The 14,848-nt window shown below is 41.3% G+C and carries 15 protein-coding genes; all 15 read left to right on the forward strand.

Annotated features, from left to right (window positions below; all coding sequences use genetic code 11):
* Positions 1–3 precede the first annotated feature (3 nt).
* The 15 genes from acpS (at position 4) to ABLU86_RS00940 (ending at position 14,804) form a co-directional block, all read left to right on the forward strand.
* Positions 4–372, forward strand: a complete 369-nt coding sequence (gene acpS, locus ABLU86_RS00870) for a holo-ACP synthase (RefSeq protein WP_020079487.1) — start codon at positions 4–6, stop codon at positions 370–372.
* A gap of 19 nt (positions 373–391) precedes the next feature.
* Positions 392–1,147 (forward strand): SDR family NAD(P)-dependent oxidoreductase, encoded by a 756-nt coding sequence (locus tag ABLU86_RS00875; protein ID WP_020079486.1) that lies wholly within the window; start codon positions 392–394, stop codon positions 1,145–1,147.
* Positions 1,148–1,150: 3 nt separating this feature from the next.
* Positions 1,151–1,699, forward strand: a complete 549-nt coding sequence (locus ABLU86_RS00880; protein ID WP_020079485.1) for a 3-hydroxyacyl-ACP dehydratase FabZ family protein — start codon at positions 1,151–1,153, stop codon at positions 1,697–1,699.
* Positions 1,700–1,717: 18 nt separating this feature from the next.
* Positions 1,718–1,999, forward strand: a complete 282-nt coding sequence (locus ABLU86_RS00885; protein WP_020079484.1) for a phosphopantetheine-binding protein — start codon at positions 1,718–1,720, stop codon at positions 1,997–1,999.
* Positions 2,000–2,028: 29 nt separating this feature from the next.
* Positions 2,029–3,198, forward strand: coding sequence for an aminomethyltransferase family protein (locus ABLU86_RS00890; RefSeq protein WP_348796049.1), 1,170 nt, complete (start codon positions 2,029–2,031; stop codon positions 3,196–3,198).
* Between the two features lie 72 nt (positions 3,199–3,270).
* Positions 3,271–5,832, forward strand: coding sequence for a beta-ketoacyl-[acyl-carrier-protein] synthase family protein (locus ABLU86_RS00895; RefSeq protein WP_348796048.1), 2,562 nt, complete (start codon positions 3,271–3,273; stop codon positions 5,830–5,832).
* Between the two features lies 1 nt (position 5,833).
* Positions 5,834–7,054 (forward strand): beta-ketoacyl synthase, encoded by a 1,221-nt coding sequence (locus ABLU86_RS00900; protein ID WP_348796047.1) that lies wholly within the window; start codon positions 5,834–5,836, stop codon positions 7,052–7,054.
* A gap of 13 nt (positions 7,055–7,067) precedes the next feature.
* Positions 7,068–8,021, forward strand: coding sequence for an ATP-binding protein (locus ABLU86_RS00905; protein ID WP_162184121.1), 954 nt, complete (start codon positions 7,068–7,070; stop codon positions 8,019–8,021).
* Between the two features lie 8 nt (positions 8,022–8,029).
* Positions 8,030–8,737, forward strand: coding sequence for an ABC transporter ATP-binding protein (locus ABLU86_RS00910; protein ID WP_059444416.1), 708 nt, complete (start codon positions 8,030–8,032; stop codon positions 8,735–8,737).
* Positions 8,738–8,768: 31 nt separating this feature from the next.
* Positions 8,769–9,371 carry a hypothetical protein gene (locus tag ABLU86_RS00915; RefSeq protein WP_225526365.1) on the forward strand — a complete coding sequence of 201 codons (603 nt, stop codon included), beginning with the start codon at positions 8,769–8,771 and terminating at the stop codon, positions 9,369–9,371.
* On the forward strand, positions 9,372–10,682 hold the full coding sequence (locus tag ABLU86_RS00920) for an ABC transporter permease (RefSeq protein ID WP_348796046.1): 1,311 nt from the start codon (positions 9,372–9,374) through the stop codon (positions 10,680–10,682).
* An 8-nt stretch (positions 10,683–10,690) separates the two neighbouring features.
* Positions 10,691–11,479: an outer membrane lipoprotein-sorting protein gene (locus ABLU86_RS00925; protein ID WP_063402271.1), complete on the forward strand. Its 789-nt coding sequence runs from the start codon at positions 10,691–10,693 to the stop codon at positions 11,477–11,479.
* Complete coding sequence (locus ABLU86_RS00930) at positions 11,476–12,864, forward strand: hypothetical protein (RefSeq protein WP_063402272.1); 1,389 nt, start codon at positions 11,476–11,478, stop codon at positions 12,862–12,864. The genes ABLU86_RS00925 and ABLU86_RS00930 overlap by 4 nt, the downstream gene beginning before the upstream one ends.
* Positions 12,865–12,877: 13 nt before the next feature.
* On the forward strand, positions 12,878–13,816 hold the full coding sequence (locus ABLU86_RS00935) for an ACP S-malonyltransferase (RefSeq protein WP_348796045.1): 939 nt from the start codon (positions 12,878–12,880) through the stop codon (positions 13,814–13,816).
* Position 13,817: 1 nt separating this feature from the next.
* Positions 13,818–14,804: a hypothetical protein gene (locus ABLU86_RS00940; RefSeq protein WP_154105343.1), complete on the forward strand. Its 987-nt coding sequence runs from the start codon at positions 13,818–13,820 to the stop codon at positions 14,802–14,804.
* Positions 14,805–14,848 lie beyond the last annotated feature (44 nt).

Consider the following 14,848-nt stretch of genomic DNA (forward strand, 5'->3'; position numbering starts at 1 on the left):
GTAATGCGTATTGGTACAGATATTGTCGAAGTAGCAAGAATAAAAAAGGCTATTATTAATCATAAGTCGGGGTTTCTTCAGAGAGTATTTACGAATAATGAAATAAAAGAAATCGATATTATTGATCTAAATTATGAACGAGCCTCAGGATTTTGGGCTGCAAAGGAGTCTCTGGTAAAAGCCATTGGCTACGGATTTGGCCATGGAATTCGATTCCATGATATTGAAGTTGTTCATGACGAATATGGAAAACCTGAGTTTATATTATCCGGTAGAGTTAGGGATATTCTTAATGAGCAGCGAGTGATGAATATTTCATTAAGTATTTCACATTGCCGGACATATGCGATAGCCGTAACCATCATATATTAATTTAAGGCATTCATATAAAATGTATAAATATAACGATCTTGCAAGTAAAAAGGTGCTGGTTACTGGTGCTAGCGGCGACATAGGTCTTGCAATTTGTGGGAAATTTCTTGAGCAAAAATGTATTGTTTATGCATTATATAAATCGAATGACGAACCGCTGCTTGCACTGAAAGAAAATCATGCCAATGGTGACTTGCTACATATTTTGCCTTGCGATCTCACGAACCGGGAAGAAGTCGTGGCGTTGTGCGAGCGCCTGACCATAGATGCCGGAAGACTGGACGTGCTGGTGAATAATACGGGAATTGTTAAAGATAGCCTCTTTGCATCAATGAGTTTTGATGATTTTTATTCGGTTATCAACATCAATTTACTTAGTCTGTTTCGGTTAACGAAAGAAGCATTAATGTTATTACGTTCAGCGGAAAGTCCAGTTGTTATCAACGTTGCATCTGTTGCAGCTCTGGTACCAAGCATTGGCCAGGCAAACTATTGTGCATCCAAAGGTGCAATTTTAAGTTTCACCCGCACTCTTGCGGCTGAGCTGGCCCCGCGGGGAGTGCGTGTTAATGCGGTAGCGCCAGGAATGATTGAATCTAAAATGGCGAAGAAGGTTCCCCGTACCGTGGTTCGTGAGGTGACTAACTCAATTCCATTAAAACGACTCGGAAAATGCGATGAGGTAGCAAACGTCATTGTTTATTTAAGCTCTTCAGCATCCAGCTATATTATAGGGCAAACCATCGTGGTCGATGGTGGTATGGTAATGCGGTGATTTATGTCTAAGTATCCGATACCGCCGAAAATATTTCTTGCTATGGGGGGCTGGCGTCAACCTCTACTTATGGTCGATCAGATAGTTGATTATAAGTATGGCGAGAATGGTTTCATCAAAGTTATAAAGCATGTGACTTATAATGATCCGTATCTGCTTGGGCATTTCCCAGAAGATCCCATTATGCCAGGAGCTATTATTTCTGAAATATTTGGTCAGGCAAGCGAGTATTACTCTTTTCTCACTGATATCTGTGATATTTACCAGGGGCGAACGGGTGAAGAACTGAGAACATTGCGTGACATTCATGCTTATATAAAGCATCCGGATATGCTAAGTACAATACGTACGAGGCGGTCGCAGGTCCGTGGAGTGTTAGCTTCTCAGAACTTGAAGTTTAAAGGGACAGCGTACCCGGGAGATACGATTGAAGTGGTAAGTAAACTCTCATTTTCTGATGAGAGTGGGTTTAAACATTATTCAGTCACAGCTAATGTCGGGAAGAAGATCATTAGCCAGGGCGTGATTATTAATTTTAGAGAAGTCATTTAATTACCAAGGAGAACAGGTGTGACCAACATTAATGATGAAATCGATGAAAGAAAAAAAATAATTATGACGATTAAGTCCGAAATTATTCAACGCCTAAATGTTCAACGTGAGGCACATCAAATTGATGATGACACACCGCTGTTTGGCAATGGACTGAAACTAGACTCTGTAGATGCCACGGAAATCATCGTAATGCTTGATAAAACCTTCAACATTCAGGTCTCGGAAGGTGATGATCCAGCCTATATGCGAAGCATAAATAATCTGGCATCTTTCATTCTAAAGAAAAAAACATCCTGAATTGATAAGGTTATATTAAAGGCTATTTTATGAATTTACTTTCTGATCTTCATTTTAAAAATAATGCGGTTATGGGAATCTATAATCATCAACGCGTACCTTCTTCATATCATGATATTTTTGAAGAATATAAGGCTGTGCGTGAAAATGCCTTGTTGGTGGATTATTCTCATATGTCTATCACCAGTGTGATGGGAGATGATGCATGGGCGTTGGTAAACTACATGGTTTCGGCTGATGTATCAATCATCCGTGATGAGCAGGGTATTTACTCCCTACTGCTAAACGCTGACGGGGATATCCGTGGTGATGCATATGTTTTGTGCGCCGCTGATGGTTATTATATTTTATCCGAGAACCTTACTTCTAAAGAAATTATAGATGTACTCAACGAAGTACTGACTAAAGCTGAGGAGTTAGATATTCAGGAGATCCCTGAAATCAAAGCGATGGAGGAAAATAATTGGGGGGCTATTATGCTGGAAGGCCCCTATGCATGGGAGATAATGGCGGAGGTTTATGGCTTTGATATCATTGGTCTACCATATTATGAATATATGAATACCGATGATGAGTTAATGATTTTCCGCTGTGGAAAACATGGCGAATTTGCATATCAGTTGATCGGCCCACAAGCAACACTAGTCACGATGTGGATGAAGTTACAAGAAATAGGTGCTAAGTATTTGCTCAAAACCGGTGGTTTAGATTATCAACGTCTGGTGAGAGTGGAAAACCCGGGATGGGACGAAAGCCTTTATAATAATTACTCCCGTAATCCAGTAGAACTACAAATGCAGTGGGCTATTCAGTATGACAAGGAAGACTTTATTGGTAAGAGTGCGGTAGAAGAACTATCGCGGAAGGGGGCTGAGCGCAAACTTGTTGGGATTGCTCCTGATGTTGGATGTAGTCACATCGACTCAAATGACCTTGTGATGGTTAATGGACATCAAGTCGGTGTTATTGTTAAAGCAGCATATTCTCCTGCGAAACAGCATTGGATCGCGTTGGCACTGATTGACGAATGCTATGCATTAGCGGATATCTCCGGTTTTACTATTCAAACTGTAAATGGGGAAATCACAGCCAAAACCCAAAATGTCCCTTTTATTTATAATCTGAGTTTATTGGTTAACCCAACAATCCATAGTTATGTTGATGAATTGAAGGCGAAAAGCGCGCTTGAAACGGTATAACAATTAGCGACTTTATTCTTAACTCGGCATTCTCGGAATCGTTGTTAACCACTCTGGATAGAACAGAAAAATATGAAAACGAGCAGAAAAAGAGTAGTTATTACCGGCATGGGAATATTGTCATCCCTCGCCGACAATATTGCAGACTTCAGGCAAGCGCTGTTGGCTAAAAAAAATGGTATTGCTGACAGCGCTCGCTTTTCTAAATGGTTTGCGAATGCCCGAGCGGCTGAAATGCTGCATAAAATTCATTGTCCCGAATTATCTGAAGAAATTGTTGCATCGCTCGATAATGCCGCGCTTTGGGCTTACAAAGTTGGTAAGGAAGCACTAGAGCAGGCAGAACTGGCCGCCAATCGCCAGTGTCTGGAAGAGATGGGGATGATTGTGGGCGTTTCTTCTGCGGGTACAGAAGCGTTTCTCCCTCTCTTCGAGCAGCGTATTCAGGACTTTTCATTAAGAAAGGCTCTGTTTTCAGGCAGTTTTTCATCATGTTGCTCCAGCGCTTCAACGCTACTGGGCTTGAAGGGCGGAGTGGAACTCGTTGCGACGGCTTGCACCGCAAGCCCGAATGCTGTCGGTATGGCTTTTGATTATATCCAAAATGGCAAAAGTAAGGCTATGTTGGCGGTAGGTACAGAACCCATCTATTTACCCACTTTCGCGGGTTTTTATGCCTTGAATGTTATGCATCCGCAATCATGCTCGCCATTTTCAGGGCATTCAGGTATGTCTATTGGTGAGGGCGCGGGGGCCATTGTACTCGAAGAGTATGAACATGCGGTGGCGCGTGGCGCGACCATCTTCGGTGAAATTCTTTCTTACGCGACATCTTGCGACGCATATCATGAAACAGGTCCCGACCCACGCGCCAGTGGCGCAGTGCAGGTTATGCAAAAAGCGATGGCGAATGCTGGGGTCAAGCCTGAACAAATTGATTATGTCAATGCGCATGGCACGGGTACGGAAGCTAATGATCAAATCGAAACTCTGGCAATGAAGAAGGTTTTCTCCGGAGCAGAAAATTTGTTAATAAGTTCCACAAAATCTTATTTTGGCCACAATATTGGGGCGGCAGGAATTGTCGAACTTATTGCGTGCCTGGTGACTCTGCCAGAAAAAAAAGTTCTGCCAACACTCAGTTTTTCGCAGGCTCGTCCCAATTGCGATCTGGACTATGTACCGAACGAGTTTCGTAAAAAAGATATCAATATCTTTATGAATAACAATTATGCTTTCGGCGGTAATAACTGCTGCATGATTGTCAGCACTAAACCTTGTTCAGTTCCACTCACCTCCTATGAAGCAAAACGAGTTGCTATTACTGGAGTAGGCGCTGTATCGGCTATAGGTCACACTCTAAATGAGATTCTTCGCTATATCCATGAAGGCGACAGCTCAGTAGAACTCAGCGGTGTTGTCTTTCCTGATGACACGCTTGACGAGGCGAAAGAGCTGTTGGGTGTATTGGCCAAAACCAATCAGTTTGCGGATATATTTGGTGGTGAATATCAGGAAGAGGAGTACAAGCAGCCGGAGACAGAAGAGAATTTTAAAACTTATCAGGTGAAAGGCCTGGAACCACGCAAACATCTACGTCGATACGACCCGCGTAAGGCAACTCGCGGCGGTACGTTTGCTCTACTTGCACTTTCAGAAACTTTGCATATGGCTAAACGCAAGATCAAACGAGATGGAGATGATTTGGGTATGGTTCTGGGAATGGCGCGAGGGCCGCAAGAAACAACCTATAAGTATTTGCAAAGTTTGAAACCTGACCCGCGGAAAGTTCGGACTTCGGAATTTCCCGGCTCTCTAATGAACTCAATTACAACATTTTGCGGGATCTCAGAAGGGGTCAAAGGATATACAACAACGTTGGCTACCGGTGAAAATGCTGCGCTTGGCGCATTGACCTATGGCTATGAAATTGTTCGCCAACAACTCCAACCGCAGGTTGTAATTGGCGGGGCTGATGAATACTTTCCTTCTATGTCGCTTTATATGGATGCGGTGACAAATAAAATTCATATGATGTCCGATCCGGCTGATTATCAGATATATGGCAAAGAAGCACAGGGCTACGTACCAGGTGAAGGCGCATGCATGATGCTCCTGGAAGATCCACAGTCAGCAGTGGCCCGCGGCGCTGAGGTATTAGCTGAAATCGCTGGTTATGGTAAGGCATGTAGCAATACCTATTTTGACGTGACACAGGTTGAGGAGAAGTCCGCAGCAATGTCTATGGCAATTACTCGCGCGCTTGCGGATGCGGGTATTACCTCGAAAGAAATTGATTTAGTTTGCGGGACCAGTAATGGTAGCGAAGTAAATTCAATGATAGAAACGAATGCGATATATACGTCATTTAATTGCCTTAATCCTCATGTACCGGTTGTGAATTACAATGCATTCTTTGGTTTTGTCGCCTCTTCTGCAGGTCTGCTAAACCTGGCGGTTCTTCTTGATTGTATTCGCAGACAATCGGTTCCTGCTATTCCTTATACTCGACAATTTTCTGATGAGAGAGTCAACTTTGTGAACCAATCACTTAATCTAACTATTAGATACGCTCTTTTAATTGGAGCGACTGAAGGCGGAAACTATTACGCTATTGTGATAAAAGGATTATAAGGTGAGCGAAAGGGCTATTATTTCTGGTTTCAGTGTGTGTTTACCGTATGCAGAGAATAGTTCGCTGTTAATTGAAAATTTGCGGCAAGGTAAATGTGTACACTTATCTCCATGGTTTACTTCAGATAAACAGGCTATCGACTGTGGATTTTCTGGCAATATACTGATAGCGAAACTAAAACGGGATAATGATAGCGCTTTTGACCTGGTATATAAACTTATCAATGAAACCTTAATTCAGGCTGGCCTCAATGAAGACTGCCTGAAAGGTAATAGGGTCAGAGTATATATTACAGGGATAGGTCCGCGCGTTGATGTCATGGATTATAGAAATTTCTATAATTATAATGATATGGAAGATGTTTCATTGATATCCTCAATCAAAAATTTATCAGTGAAAAATATGTCGCAGGACACGGCTTCCTATCGCCTTGCAAAACGATACGAATTAAAACATCTTCCCCCAAATATGAACTGCACCAGTAACTCTTCACTCACTGCTATCCACCTGGGGATCAGGGCAATAGAGCAAGGTGGTATTGATCTGGCGCTGATCATCAATATTTCAAAAATTAAATATCAAGATCTAGTGTTCCTTGAGAGCCAGGGAATGTTGGAGAGTGAAATGGTCCAACCCTTCGGTATAAACAGTAATGGTGTAATTTTTGCTGAGGGGTATGGCGCTATGTTACTGGAAAGTCAACAGCACCGATTAGGGCGAGGGAAAAGCCATGGAATAAGCATTACTTCGGCTTACAAGCAGATTAATGCTGGGCGTAGTAATGATTCCTACTGGCAAAGTACTAGTATTCTAAAGTTGATTAATGCAATGTTAAATGATAAGGATATAAAAAAAGAAGACCTTTGTGCATTTATTCCCCATGGTAATGGTACCTCATCAAGTGATAATGTTGAGGCAAAAGCCATCACCATGTATGCCGGTGAAAATAGTCTTCCAGTTTTGGCCTATAAGGGGCAAATTGGCTATACCGCAACAGGTTCTGGATTAATCGATTTAGTTATTGGGCATCATATACTGCTTGATAGAGAATTAATTTTCCCTGTCGTTAACGATCGGATTATAGAGGATGTCGCACACCATATCTCTTTAGCGGGGGGGGTATGTAAACATACTAAAAAACACCTTCTGAAAACTGGCTTGGGGGTCGACGGTTCCGTCGTTGCACTTTTGATGACTAATTTGCATAATAATACTGACTAATATGGAGAATAGTATGTATCTGTCTTCATATTCGTTCATGGAACCAGACGAGCCATTTTATTTATACTATCCAAGTTGGTTGAATGTATGGGAGTCTCACTCATACAATACTGCCTTGAAAACTACGGGAGCTAACGGCTGGAGATTCAAACGTTTTGGCTCAAGAAGGGAAATTTATACTCGAGAGATTACACGGCGTCCTGAACATACTCCTTATATTAACGCCCTCGATAAAGTATCAGATGCCGCATTACATAGCATGTCAGCGAAAGAAAGGATGCTGTTACTGAAATCGAGAACTGCTTTTATTTATATTGATTCCTGGGGAGAATCAGGCGTCTTTGAGTACAATATCAGTAGCCTTAATTTATCTACTATTGATACTCTACCAAAGAACTTGGTTAAGAAATTTTCAATAAGTGATGTTACTTGCAAAATTCGCGGCGAAAATTTTTCCCTTTATCAGGCGATGGCAATGGCGCAGGATTATCTTGCATGGGATGTATTTGATTTTGTCGTTATCTGCGGAGGATATCGTGCTGTGCCATTGTTGGCATTTACAGCTGAAAGTATGATCCAGAGTGAAGTAAAAAACAAGAAAAGACTCATTCCCGGGATAAATATATCAATAGAAAGAGTGGGATGTTTTATTTTTAGTAAAAGAGAAAGTGATCTAAAAATACATTGTGGGCCATATATACCTACTGCAACCAATAACCCACATTTACCAGATGTTGAAAATACTGATGATATAGATCTCCTTGCATATGCCGGAGGAATCAATAAAACAAAACCATTTCCTCATACCGGCATCGATCTTATTGCTCGCTACGGCTGTAGCGGATGTATGACACCGGCGCTAAGTTGGCAATATATTAATCAGTATGCATTGCATAATGGCTGTCTCAGAACCGTTATTCCGGGAGTAGTTAGCGGCTATGCCTATTTTGATACCTGGTACCAATAGGAGGGGATATGCGCAGCAATATAACAGAATTACCTGATATTTCATTATCTGGTATATATAAGACTTATGGTTATCAGGACAATATGACTTATGCTCTAAACAATATTAATCTGGATGTTGTGAAAGGCGAGTTTCTTGCGTTATGCGGGCCTTCTGGCAGTGGTAAGAGTACTTTACTTAATATACTTTCCGGTATTGATACACCGACTGCTGGCAATGTCTTCTTTCTGCATAAAAATCTCAATATGTTGTCAGACAAAAATCTTGCACGCCTTCGCAGTCGTCATTTAGGTTTCATATTTCAATTTTTCAATTTAATACCGGTGCTGAGTGTTTTTGATAATGTTTATTATCCCCTGACGCTCAACGGTCATTTTAGTACGAAAGAGGCTAGAGAGAGAACGTTACATTTCCTTGAGAGTGTTGGTTTATCCCACTTATTGGCAAGAAAACCTGGCCAATTGTCAGGTGGTCAACAGCAACGGGTCGCTATTGCAAGGGCGCTAGCGCATAGCCCCGAAGTTATTGTCGCTGACGAACCTACAGGTAACCTGGATCTTGCTACCGGTGAATCAATTCTTGACCTCCTGCTTGAGATTAATCAACGGACGAAAACAACATTTATTATCTCAACACATTCGACTCAGCTTAAAGATCGTGCTCGACGGAGAGTAGATATCAAAGATGGAGTAATAATTTATGATTCAGCGAAGTAATCTTTGTAGCGTTTTACTCCTGTGTCTTAGCATGGTTACATTTTCAGTATTTGCTGAGAAGGTTTCAACCCCTGCGACTGCCCGAGTCTTACAGGATGGATTTCCTGGTGAACCACAGGCTTTAGCATCTATCACTTCTGATTTATTTCAAGAGTATGAACGTACTAACAAAGTTGGCGCGCTGATCTTTTATTCGTGGGGAATGCTGCGACAGGCTAACTATTATCAGAGTATCAATGATCTCATTAACGCTTCTGAATATGCAAAGACGGGCTTTTTTTATCTTGATGAAGCGGTAGATACCAATGAAGACAACATGCTGATTCGATACTTACGTGCCAGAGTTGATGCCTGGCTACCAGTGGGGTTAGGGCGCTGTGTGATTACCATCGAGGATACTGACCTACTGCTGAAGAATAAAGACAAATTTAGCAGTGAGATCATTGGTAATATACTGATAATGCGTTTAAGGGCCCTTCATAATTGCCATATGAAACAGCAAGAAAAACAACTCGTTGATCATCTGCGGAGAGTTAATCAGCAGCGTGAAATTGATTTTGAAAATAACGAAATGCCGGCTTGGGAAATGGTTGAAGTCTTACAGGTTATTATTCCCGTTATTAAAGGTGAATGAATGTCAACGGATATGATATTTATTAATTCAATTGTGGTGTTGCTATTAATATTTGTTGTTTATAACATTATTTTTAATTTTGGCGATGCTAAATTCTCATTTTTGAACTTGTTACGGCACCGGCGAAGAACGTTTTCTACCATTTCCGCCATTATATTAGGTGGTTGCGCCATATTTTTATATGGTGGTTTTATCAACTACTCTTTTTGGATACTCAAAGAGCAAACAATACGTACAAATATTGGACATGTACAGATTTATAACAGCACCTACTTTGAAACCGCTAACAAAAATAAGAGTCTGATATCTGATTATATTACACTGAAAAATAAAATTTTGCAGAACGCCGATTTTTCTGATGTGATTTCAACAATCTCCGGACAACTTGAGTTTACCGGAATAATCTCACATTACGAAACTGAAACATCTAATTATTTTTCAGCACAGGGCGTTGAGCTATTACCGGCGCTGAAGTTGGGAGCTTTTGATAAGATAATTTTTGGTAGCGACTTATCTCGTGTCAAACATGATGAGATTACTATTGGCAGCGGCCTGGCAAAAACCTTAGATAGCCACTACGGGGACTGGCTTGATATCATGACTGTTAATATAGCGGGAGGTCAGGGAACTATATCTGTAAAATTACGAGGAATATTTGAATCAGGTATAAAGGATTATGATGATGTTGTAATCAAAATGCCCCTTGAGACTGCACAGCAAATCATGGGTACTAATGGTGTTAGTAAGATAGTCATTTTGCTGAATAACGATGATGTAACGTCGTTTGTTAAGAAAATGAGAAGATATATAGCGGACCATCATTTACCTTTGATCGTTAAGGATTGGAGGGAGAATTCTATTTTTTACCAGCAGGTGGAAGGTATGCTGTCCGGTATCTATTTTTTTATCAAACTTATCGTGGCACTTATCGTAGTATTTATGATCGGCAATTCAATGACGATGAGTATTGTCGAGCGAACCCGAGAAATTACTACGCTGCGCGCAATTGGCTTACAATCAAACCGTGTTACGCGTTTATTCTGGCTGGAAGGCATATATATCGGTATCTTTGGCGCATTAGGGAGTCTTCTCTTTGGATTCACTATTGCCGCTATAATTAATATCTCAGGTATTGCGATACCACCTTCGCCTGGACAATCTGTAGGTTATACCGCATTTATTAAAACGAATGATGTGGGATTGATTTGGATAACCTTGATATTACCAATTTTAACATCTGCCGTGGCTTCCATTATTCCCGCATATCGTGCATCGCGCCTCAACATTACCGATGCATTCAAATTTTCATAGAGGACAGTATGAAAAGCAATGCATGGTATTTATTCATAATAGCTATATTTTCGTATTCAGTTCTTGGACAGGCGACGAGTGATAGCCAGCAAGCCCTGGAGATTATTCGCAAAGCTGATGATGTTCGCTCACCAAATGAACCTTTCCGCTATAACGTGACTGTACTTGAGTATAAAGAAGGTAGAACAGAGCCTGAAAATAAGCAATCGCTGGATATATCGATGCGATTTATTAAACCGGAAAACGGTTTGAAAGCTGATGCTCGTTCACTCATACGTTTTACCTATCCTCCGCGAGATAAAGGCAAGATCATGTTATCTGATTGGTATGATTTATGGTTTTATACACCCGAACTACGCAGACCTATTCCTATTTCGCGCTCACAACGATTAATTGGTCAGATCTCTAATGGTGATGTTATCGTCACGAACTTCGAGTATGCCTATGATTCGACCCTGGAAGGGGAGGAACCCTGCGGCGATAAAATTTGCTATCGACTGTCTCTCACTCGTAACTCTGAGGCCATTACTTATCCTAAAGTGATCTACCTGGTGGAAAAAAATGCAGAATGCCGGCCATTCAAAGCATCATATTACACTCTCGATAATAAACTTCTCAAAAGTGTCTTATATACAAACTATCAGATGGTATTAGGGAAATACCGTCCAACAGAGATCATTGTGCAGAATGCGCGCTATGAAAAGGGGTATTCTGTCATGAAGTATAGTGATGTCCGCCTTGAGTCGTTACCTGAATTTCACTTCACTAAAGAGTTTATTCAGAGAGGCGTGAAGTGAAAGGCCATCTGGTTACTTTGCTGCTTTCTATATTAATAACTCCATTATGGGGAGGGGCTAATTGTTTGTCAGGTGATGCAATACGTTCTAATAGTCAGTTTATTTTGACCGGTCAGACATCTGTTGCGCACAAAAGCGGGTCGATCTGGCGCATCAATGGAGCCAATCCGTATACAACGAACAACGTATATAATGATATTGCCATTAACTTCTCAAGTGCTTGTTACTTAGTTGATGATGTGCTGGGGTTGGATTTTTCACTATATAATTTAGGATTTTATCCAATACATGGCGTGGGATTATTCGAAAAAGATGAACATCGCGCCAAAATGTTAATAGACAGACTTAAGCTTAACTTGTCGTTATCTGAAAATGTCAGTCTTGAGGGTGGAAAACTAAATTCACTTCCAGGAGCCTTTCATTTAAGATCCCCGGCTTCACTGGTAGCCACCTATTATGCAGGTTTTAAACCGACACGGATATACGACCCGAAGCTGGAGTCTGCCTATAGCGAGTCGTATTGGGGAGGGCGGTTAGCGAAAGAATTTCGTGATTATGCATTCTCACTCACAGTTATACCAAAATTAGCAAGTATTGATAAATACTATGAGTCATCAAGCAACTGGACGGCCAATCAAAGGGCTAACAGCAATGAATACTATTTATTAAGTTACACCGATTATCACCTTGTTAATCATCGACTGGCTGCGAATGTGATGCTTGGTGATTCTACTTCATTGGCACTAGCAGATGGCTACAACTTAACACCTCAGTTTGTAGTCAATGTAGAAGTTGCGCTTCACAAAACGCAGCAATGGCGGCATTTTTCTCATGAAAAAAAGGATGAGGTGCTTTCTGGGCTATATCCTTCATCGCTCTATGCGCAGAATGACAAAAGTGGCTATGAAGTAGCCATTGGTGGGCAGTATACCACCGACCTTTTTAGTGTGTTGGGCATCGAGTACTACTATCAAAGTGAAGGTTATTCAAAATCGGCATGGCGGGAACAGGTTGACTTTATTAAGTTATTAAGTAAAAAAACCGGTTTTGCCAGCTTAGACAAAGTGTTTGATGATTATAAGTATCTGATGGGCTCAGAAATAAGTAATACAGGGAATAAAGGAATGCTGCAGGGACGGCATTATATTACTTCATGGCTAAGTTTACAAAATGCAGATCATTCAACGCTTCAGCCCTATCTGGTGATGAACTTAGTTGATGGTAGTGCCTTAGTAGGTACTCATTATATCAATCCGTTAAAAGGATTAAGTGACCAAGCTGAGATTTATACGGGTTTGTATAGCGCATTCGGTAGTCATGATTCTGAGTTCGCACTTTTTGGCGAGACCCTCGGAGTTTACGTCGGATTTAAATACTATTTATAAGGATATATCGCTTATGACAAAACAATCAGTGCAACCTACGGTGCTTATTTTCGCCGGTCAGGGAAACCCTGTTGTCGGAATGGGAGCAGATTTATGGGATCTGAATACAACTACCAGGGAAATCTGGGACTGTGCCAGCGATGTGACAGGGTTAGATCTGCGCCGGTTGTGTCAGAAAGGGCCGATGAATCGTCTGGTGAAAACGACGACGCAGCAGGCAGCGGTGACGGCTATCAATGTCACACTATATAGTCTGTATGCCGAGCAATTCTCTGATGCGAATGTTATTGGTTCGTGCGGGCATAGCGTTGGTGAGTATAGCGCACTATACGCGGCCGGCGCCTTAACGCTGGAAAATGTGTTCAAGCTAATATTGGCGCGCTCAACCATTATGGATGATTTAAGCAATATCCATAAAGGCGCAATGCTAGCGGTAAGAGGCGCTGATTTTCAAATGGTAAGCCAGTTGATTAACGACTCCGGAAGTCAAGTTGTGGTGAGTTGTGATAATAGCCCCTACCAGCAGGTAGTTGGCGGTACGCTACCAGATTTAAGTGAATTCACCGGGAGACTAATGGGGGCAGGCCTGGAAGCTATCAAACTTGGCGTTAGCGGAGCCTGGCATACACCTCTTATGTCTGAGGGGGTTCAACCCATGCGGGATGCGCTGAAGACGGTGGAAATTCTCCGGCCAAATCATCCTGTACTGATGAATGTCACCGGGTGTGAAGAATATAATCCGGAGAAAATTAAAGAGAACTTATCTTTGCATTTGACCCATAGGGTACAGTGGACAGCATCTATGAGCGCTTTTTTACAACATATCCCCTTTGCCAGGTTTGTTGAAATCAGCAATAAGGCGTATCTCGGACAATTGCTAAATGATTTCGACGGTTTCTCTGCAGAGTATTATAGACACTGTAGAAAACTATTGGTGGCGCCACGAGGTTAATATGATCCCGGATTATTTAACTTTCATTCGTCGTCAGGATCGGTCGCTTCTCCCGTATCTTTATTTTATTTGTATATTACTTATTGCGCTATATGTTAAAAATAGAGGGTATTTGTTGACCCAGGAGGATGCATTTCCCGTAAGTGCCATTTTTTCGTTAACAATGTTCAGCTTTGTTTATGAGCTAAAGGGGTACTGGGCTTATAAATACGAGATAGGAAATATCAATTTCTCCTGGTTTCAGGGGAAAATCGCCTCGCGTTTTGAGGTTCTGCTGTGGCATCCACTTGTCGCAACTGGATGCTGTTTCATCGTGTGCTATCTGGTAGTAAAGGCGTGTCTGTTTTTTTTGCCAACTATTACTGCAATGGTCTGTATTGCCTTTTTTGTGCCGATCATTGTTTATCTAATGTGCTGGTTTGCCAGAAATTGTTACGTCAAGCAGTTACAGCAGGAAACTGCATTTACGCTTAAATACCGTAATCTTCATTATTATACTTGCCTGAACGTCACTATGACTTTTTTGACCAGTTTTGTGGTTGTCAGTCCATTGGTTGCTGATGATGATTTTTCTTTATCTAATGGTTTTTTTTCAGCAAAGTTGATCGTTGCCATGTTGATTCTGTGTTCAGCGATACTGATGGTTAATCTGATTTTCGCTCACCCTTCAAGGCGTTACACTTTTTTAGGCAGACTTTTCCAAAAAGAGTTTGATGTAAATCTTGTGAATACGATGGTTCTTCCAGGGATATATAGAAAACCCTTGTGGTTAAGATTATTTATTTTCTTCACTCTTCAGTTATTCTGGATTGTGGCGATGAGTCTGTTGTTGAAATTATTAGGTTGGGGAATATACTTTTATGCATATCTTATTGTCTGCATGATACCTGCGATAGGATATTTTTATTTGCATGTTTACTGGCGTTGGCATGATGATTACATGACAGCGTGCGATATGTATCTCAGGTGTGGTGAAGATAAGAATTAAGAATTGAAATAAGGCCAGTCAGAAAACTGACTGGCCTTATACTA

Origin of the sequence: Klebsiella sp. JN_Kp121 (assembly GCF_040062145.1) — a bacterium.
Lineage (GTDB): Bacteria > Pseudomonadota > Gammaproteobacteria > Enterobacterales > Enterobacteriaceae > Klebsiella > Klebsiella aerogenes.

Bases quoted from the DNA above. Each gene is read 5' to 3' on its own strand.
- ABLU86_RS00935 (WP_348796045.1), top strand. From the start codon at position 12,878: ATGACAAAACAATCAGTGCAACCTACGGTGCTTATTTTCGCCGGTCAG.
- ABLU86_RS00920 (WP_348796046.1), top strand. From the start codon at position 9,372: ATGTCAACGGATATGATATTTATTAATTCAATTGTGGTGTTGCTATTA.
- ABLU86_RS00895 (WP_348796048.1), top strand. From the start codon at position 3,271: ATGAAAACGAGCAGAAAAAGAGTAGTTATTACCGGCATGGGAATATTG.
- ABLU86_RS00905 (WP_162184121.1), top strand. From the start codon at position 7,068: ATGTATCTGTCTTCATATTCGTTCATGGAACCAGACGAGCCATTTTAT.
- ABLU86_RS00915 (WP_225526365.1), top strand. From the start codon at position 8,769: ATGGTTACATTTTCAGTATTTGCTGAGAAGGTTTCAACCCCTGCGACT.
- ABLU86_RS00925 (WP_063402271.1), top strand. From the start codon at position 10,691: ATGAAAAGCAATGCATGGTATTTATTCATAATAGCTATATTTTCGTAT.
- ABLU86_RS00940 (WP_154105343.1), top strand. From the start codon at position 13,818: ATGATCCCGGATTATTTAACTTTCATTCGTCGTCAGGATCGGTCGCTT.
- ABLU86_RS00890 (WP_348796049.1), top strand. From the start codon at position 2,029: ATGAATTTACTTTCTGATCTTCATTTTAAAAATAATGCGGTTATGGGA.
- ABLU86_RS00910 (WP_059444416.1), top strand. From the start codon at position 8,030: ATGCGCAGCAATATAACAGAATTACCTGATATTTCATTATCTGGTATA.
- acpS (WP_020079487.1), top strand. From the start codon at position 4: ATGCGTATTGGTACAGATATTGTCGAAGTAGCAAGAATAAAAAAGGCT.
- ABLU86_RS00880 (WP_020079485.1), top strand. From the start codon at position 1,151: ATGTCTAAGTATCCGATACCGCCGAAAATATTTCTTGCTATGGGGGGC.
- ABLU86_RS00875 (WP_020079486.1), top strand. From the start codon at position 392: ATGTATAAATATAACGATCTTGCAAGTAAAAAGGTGCTGGTTACTGGT.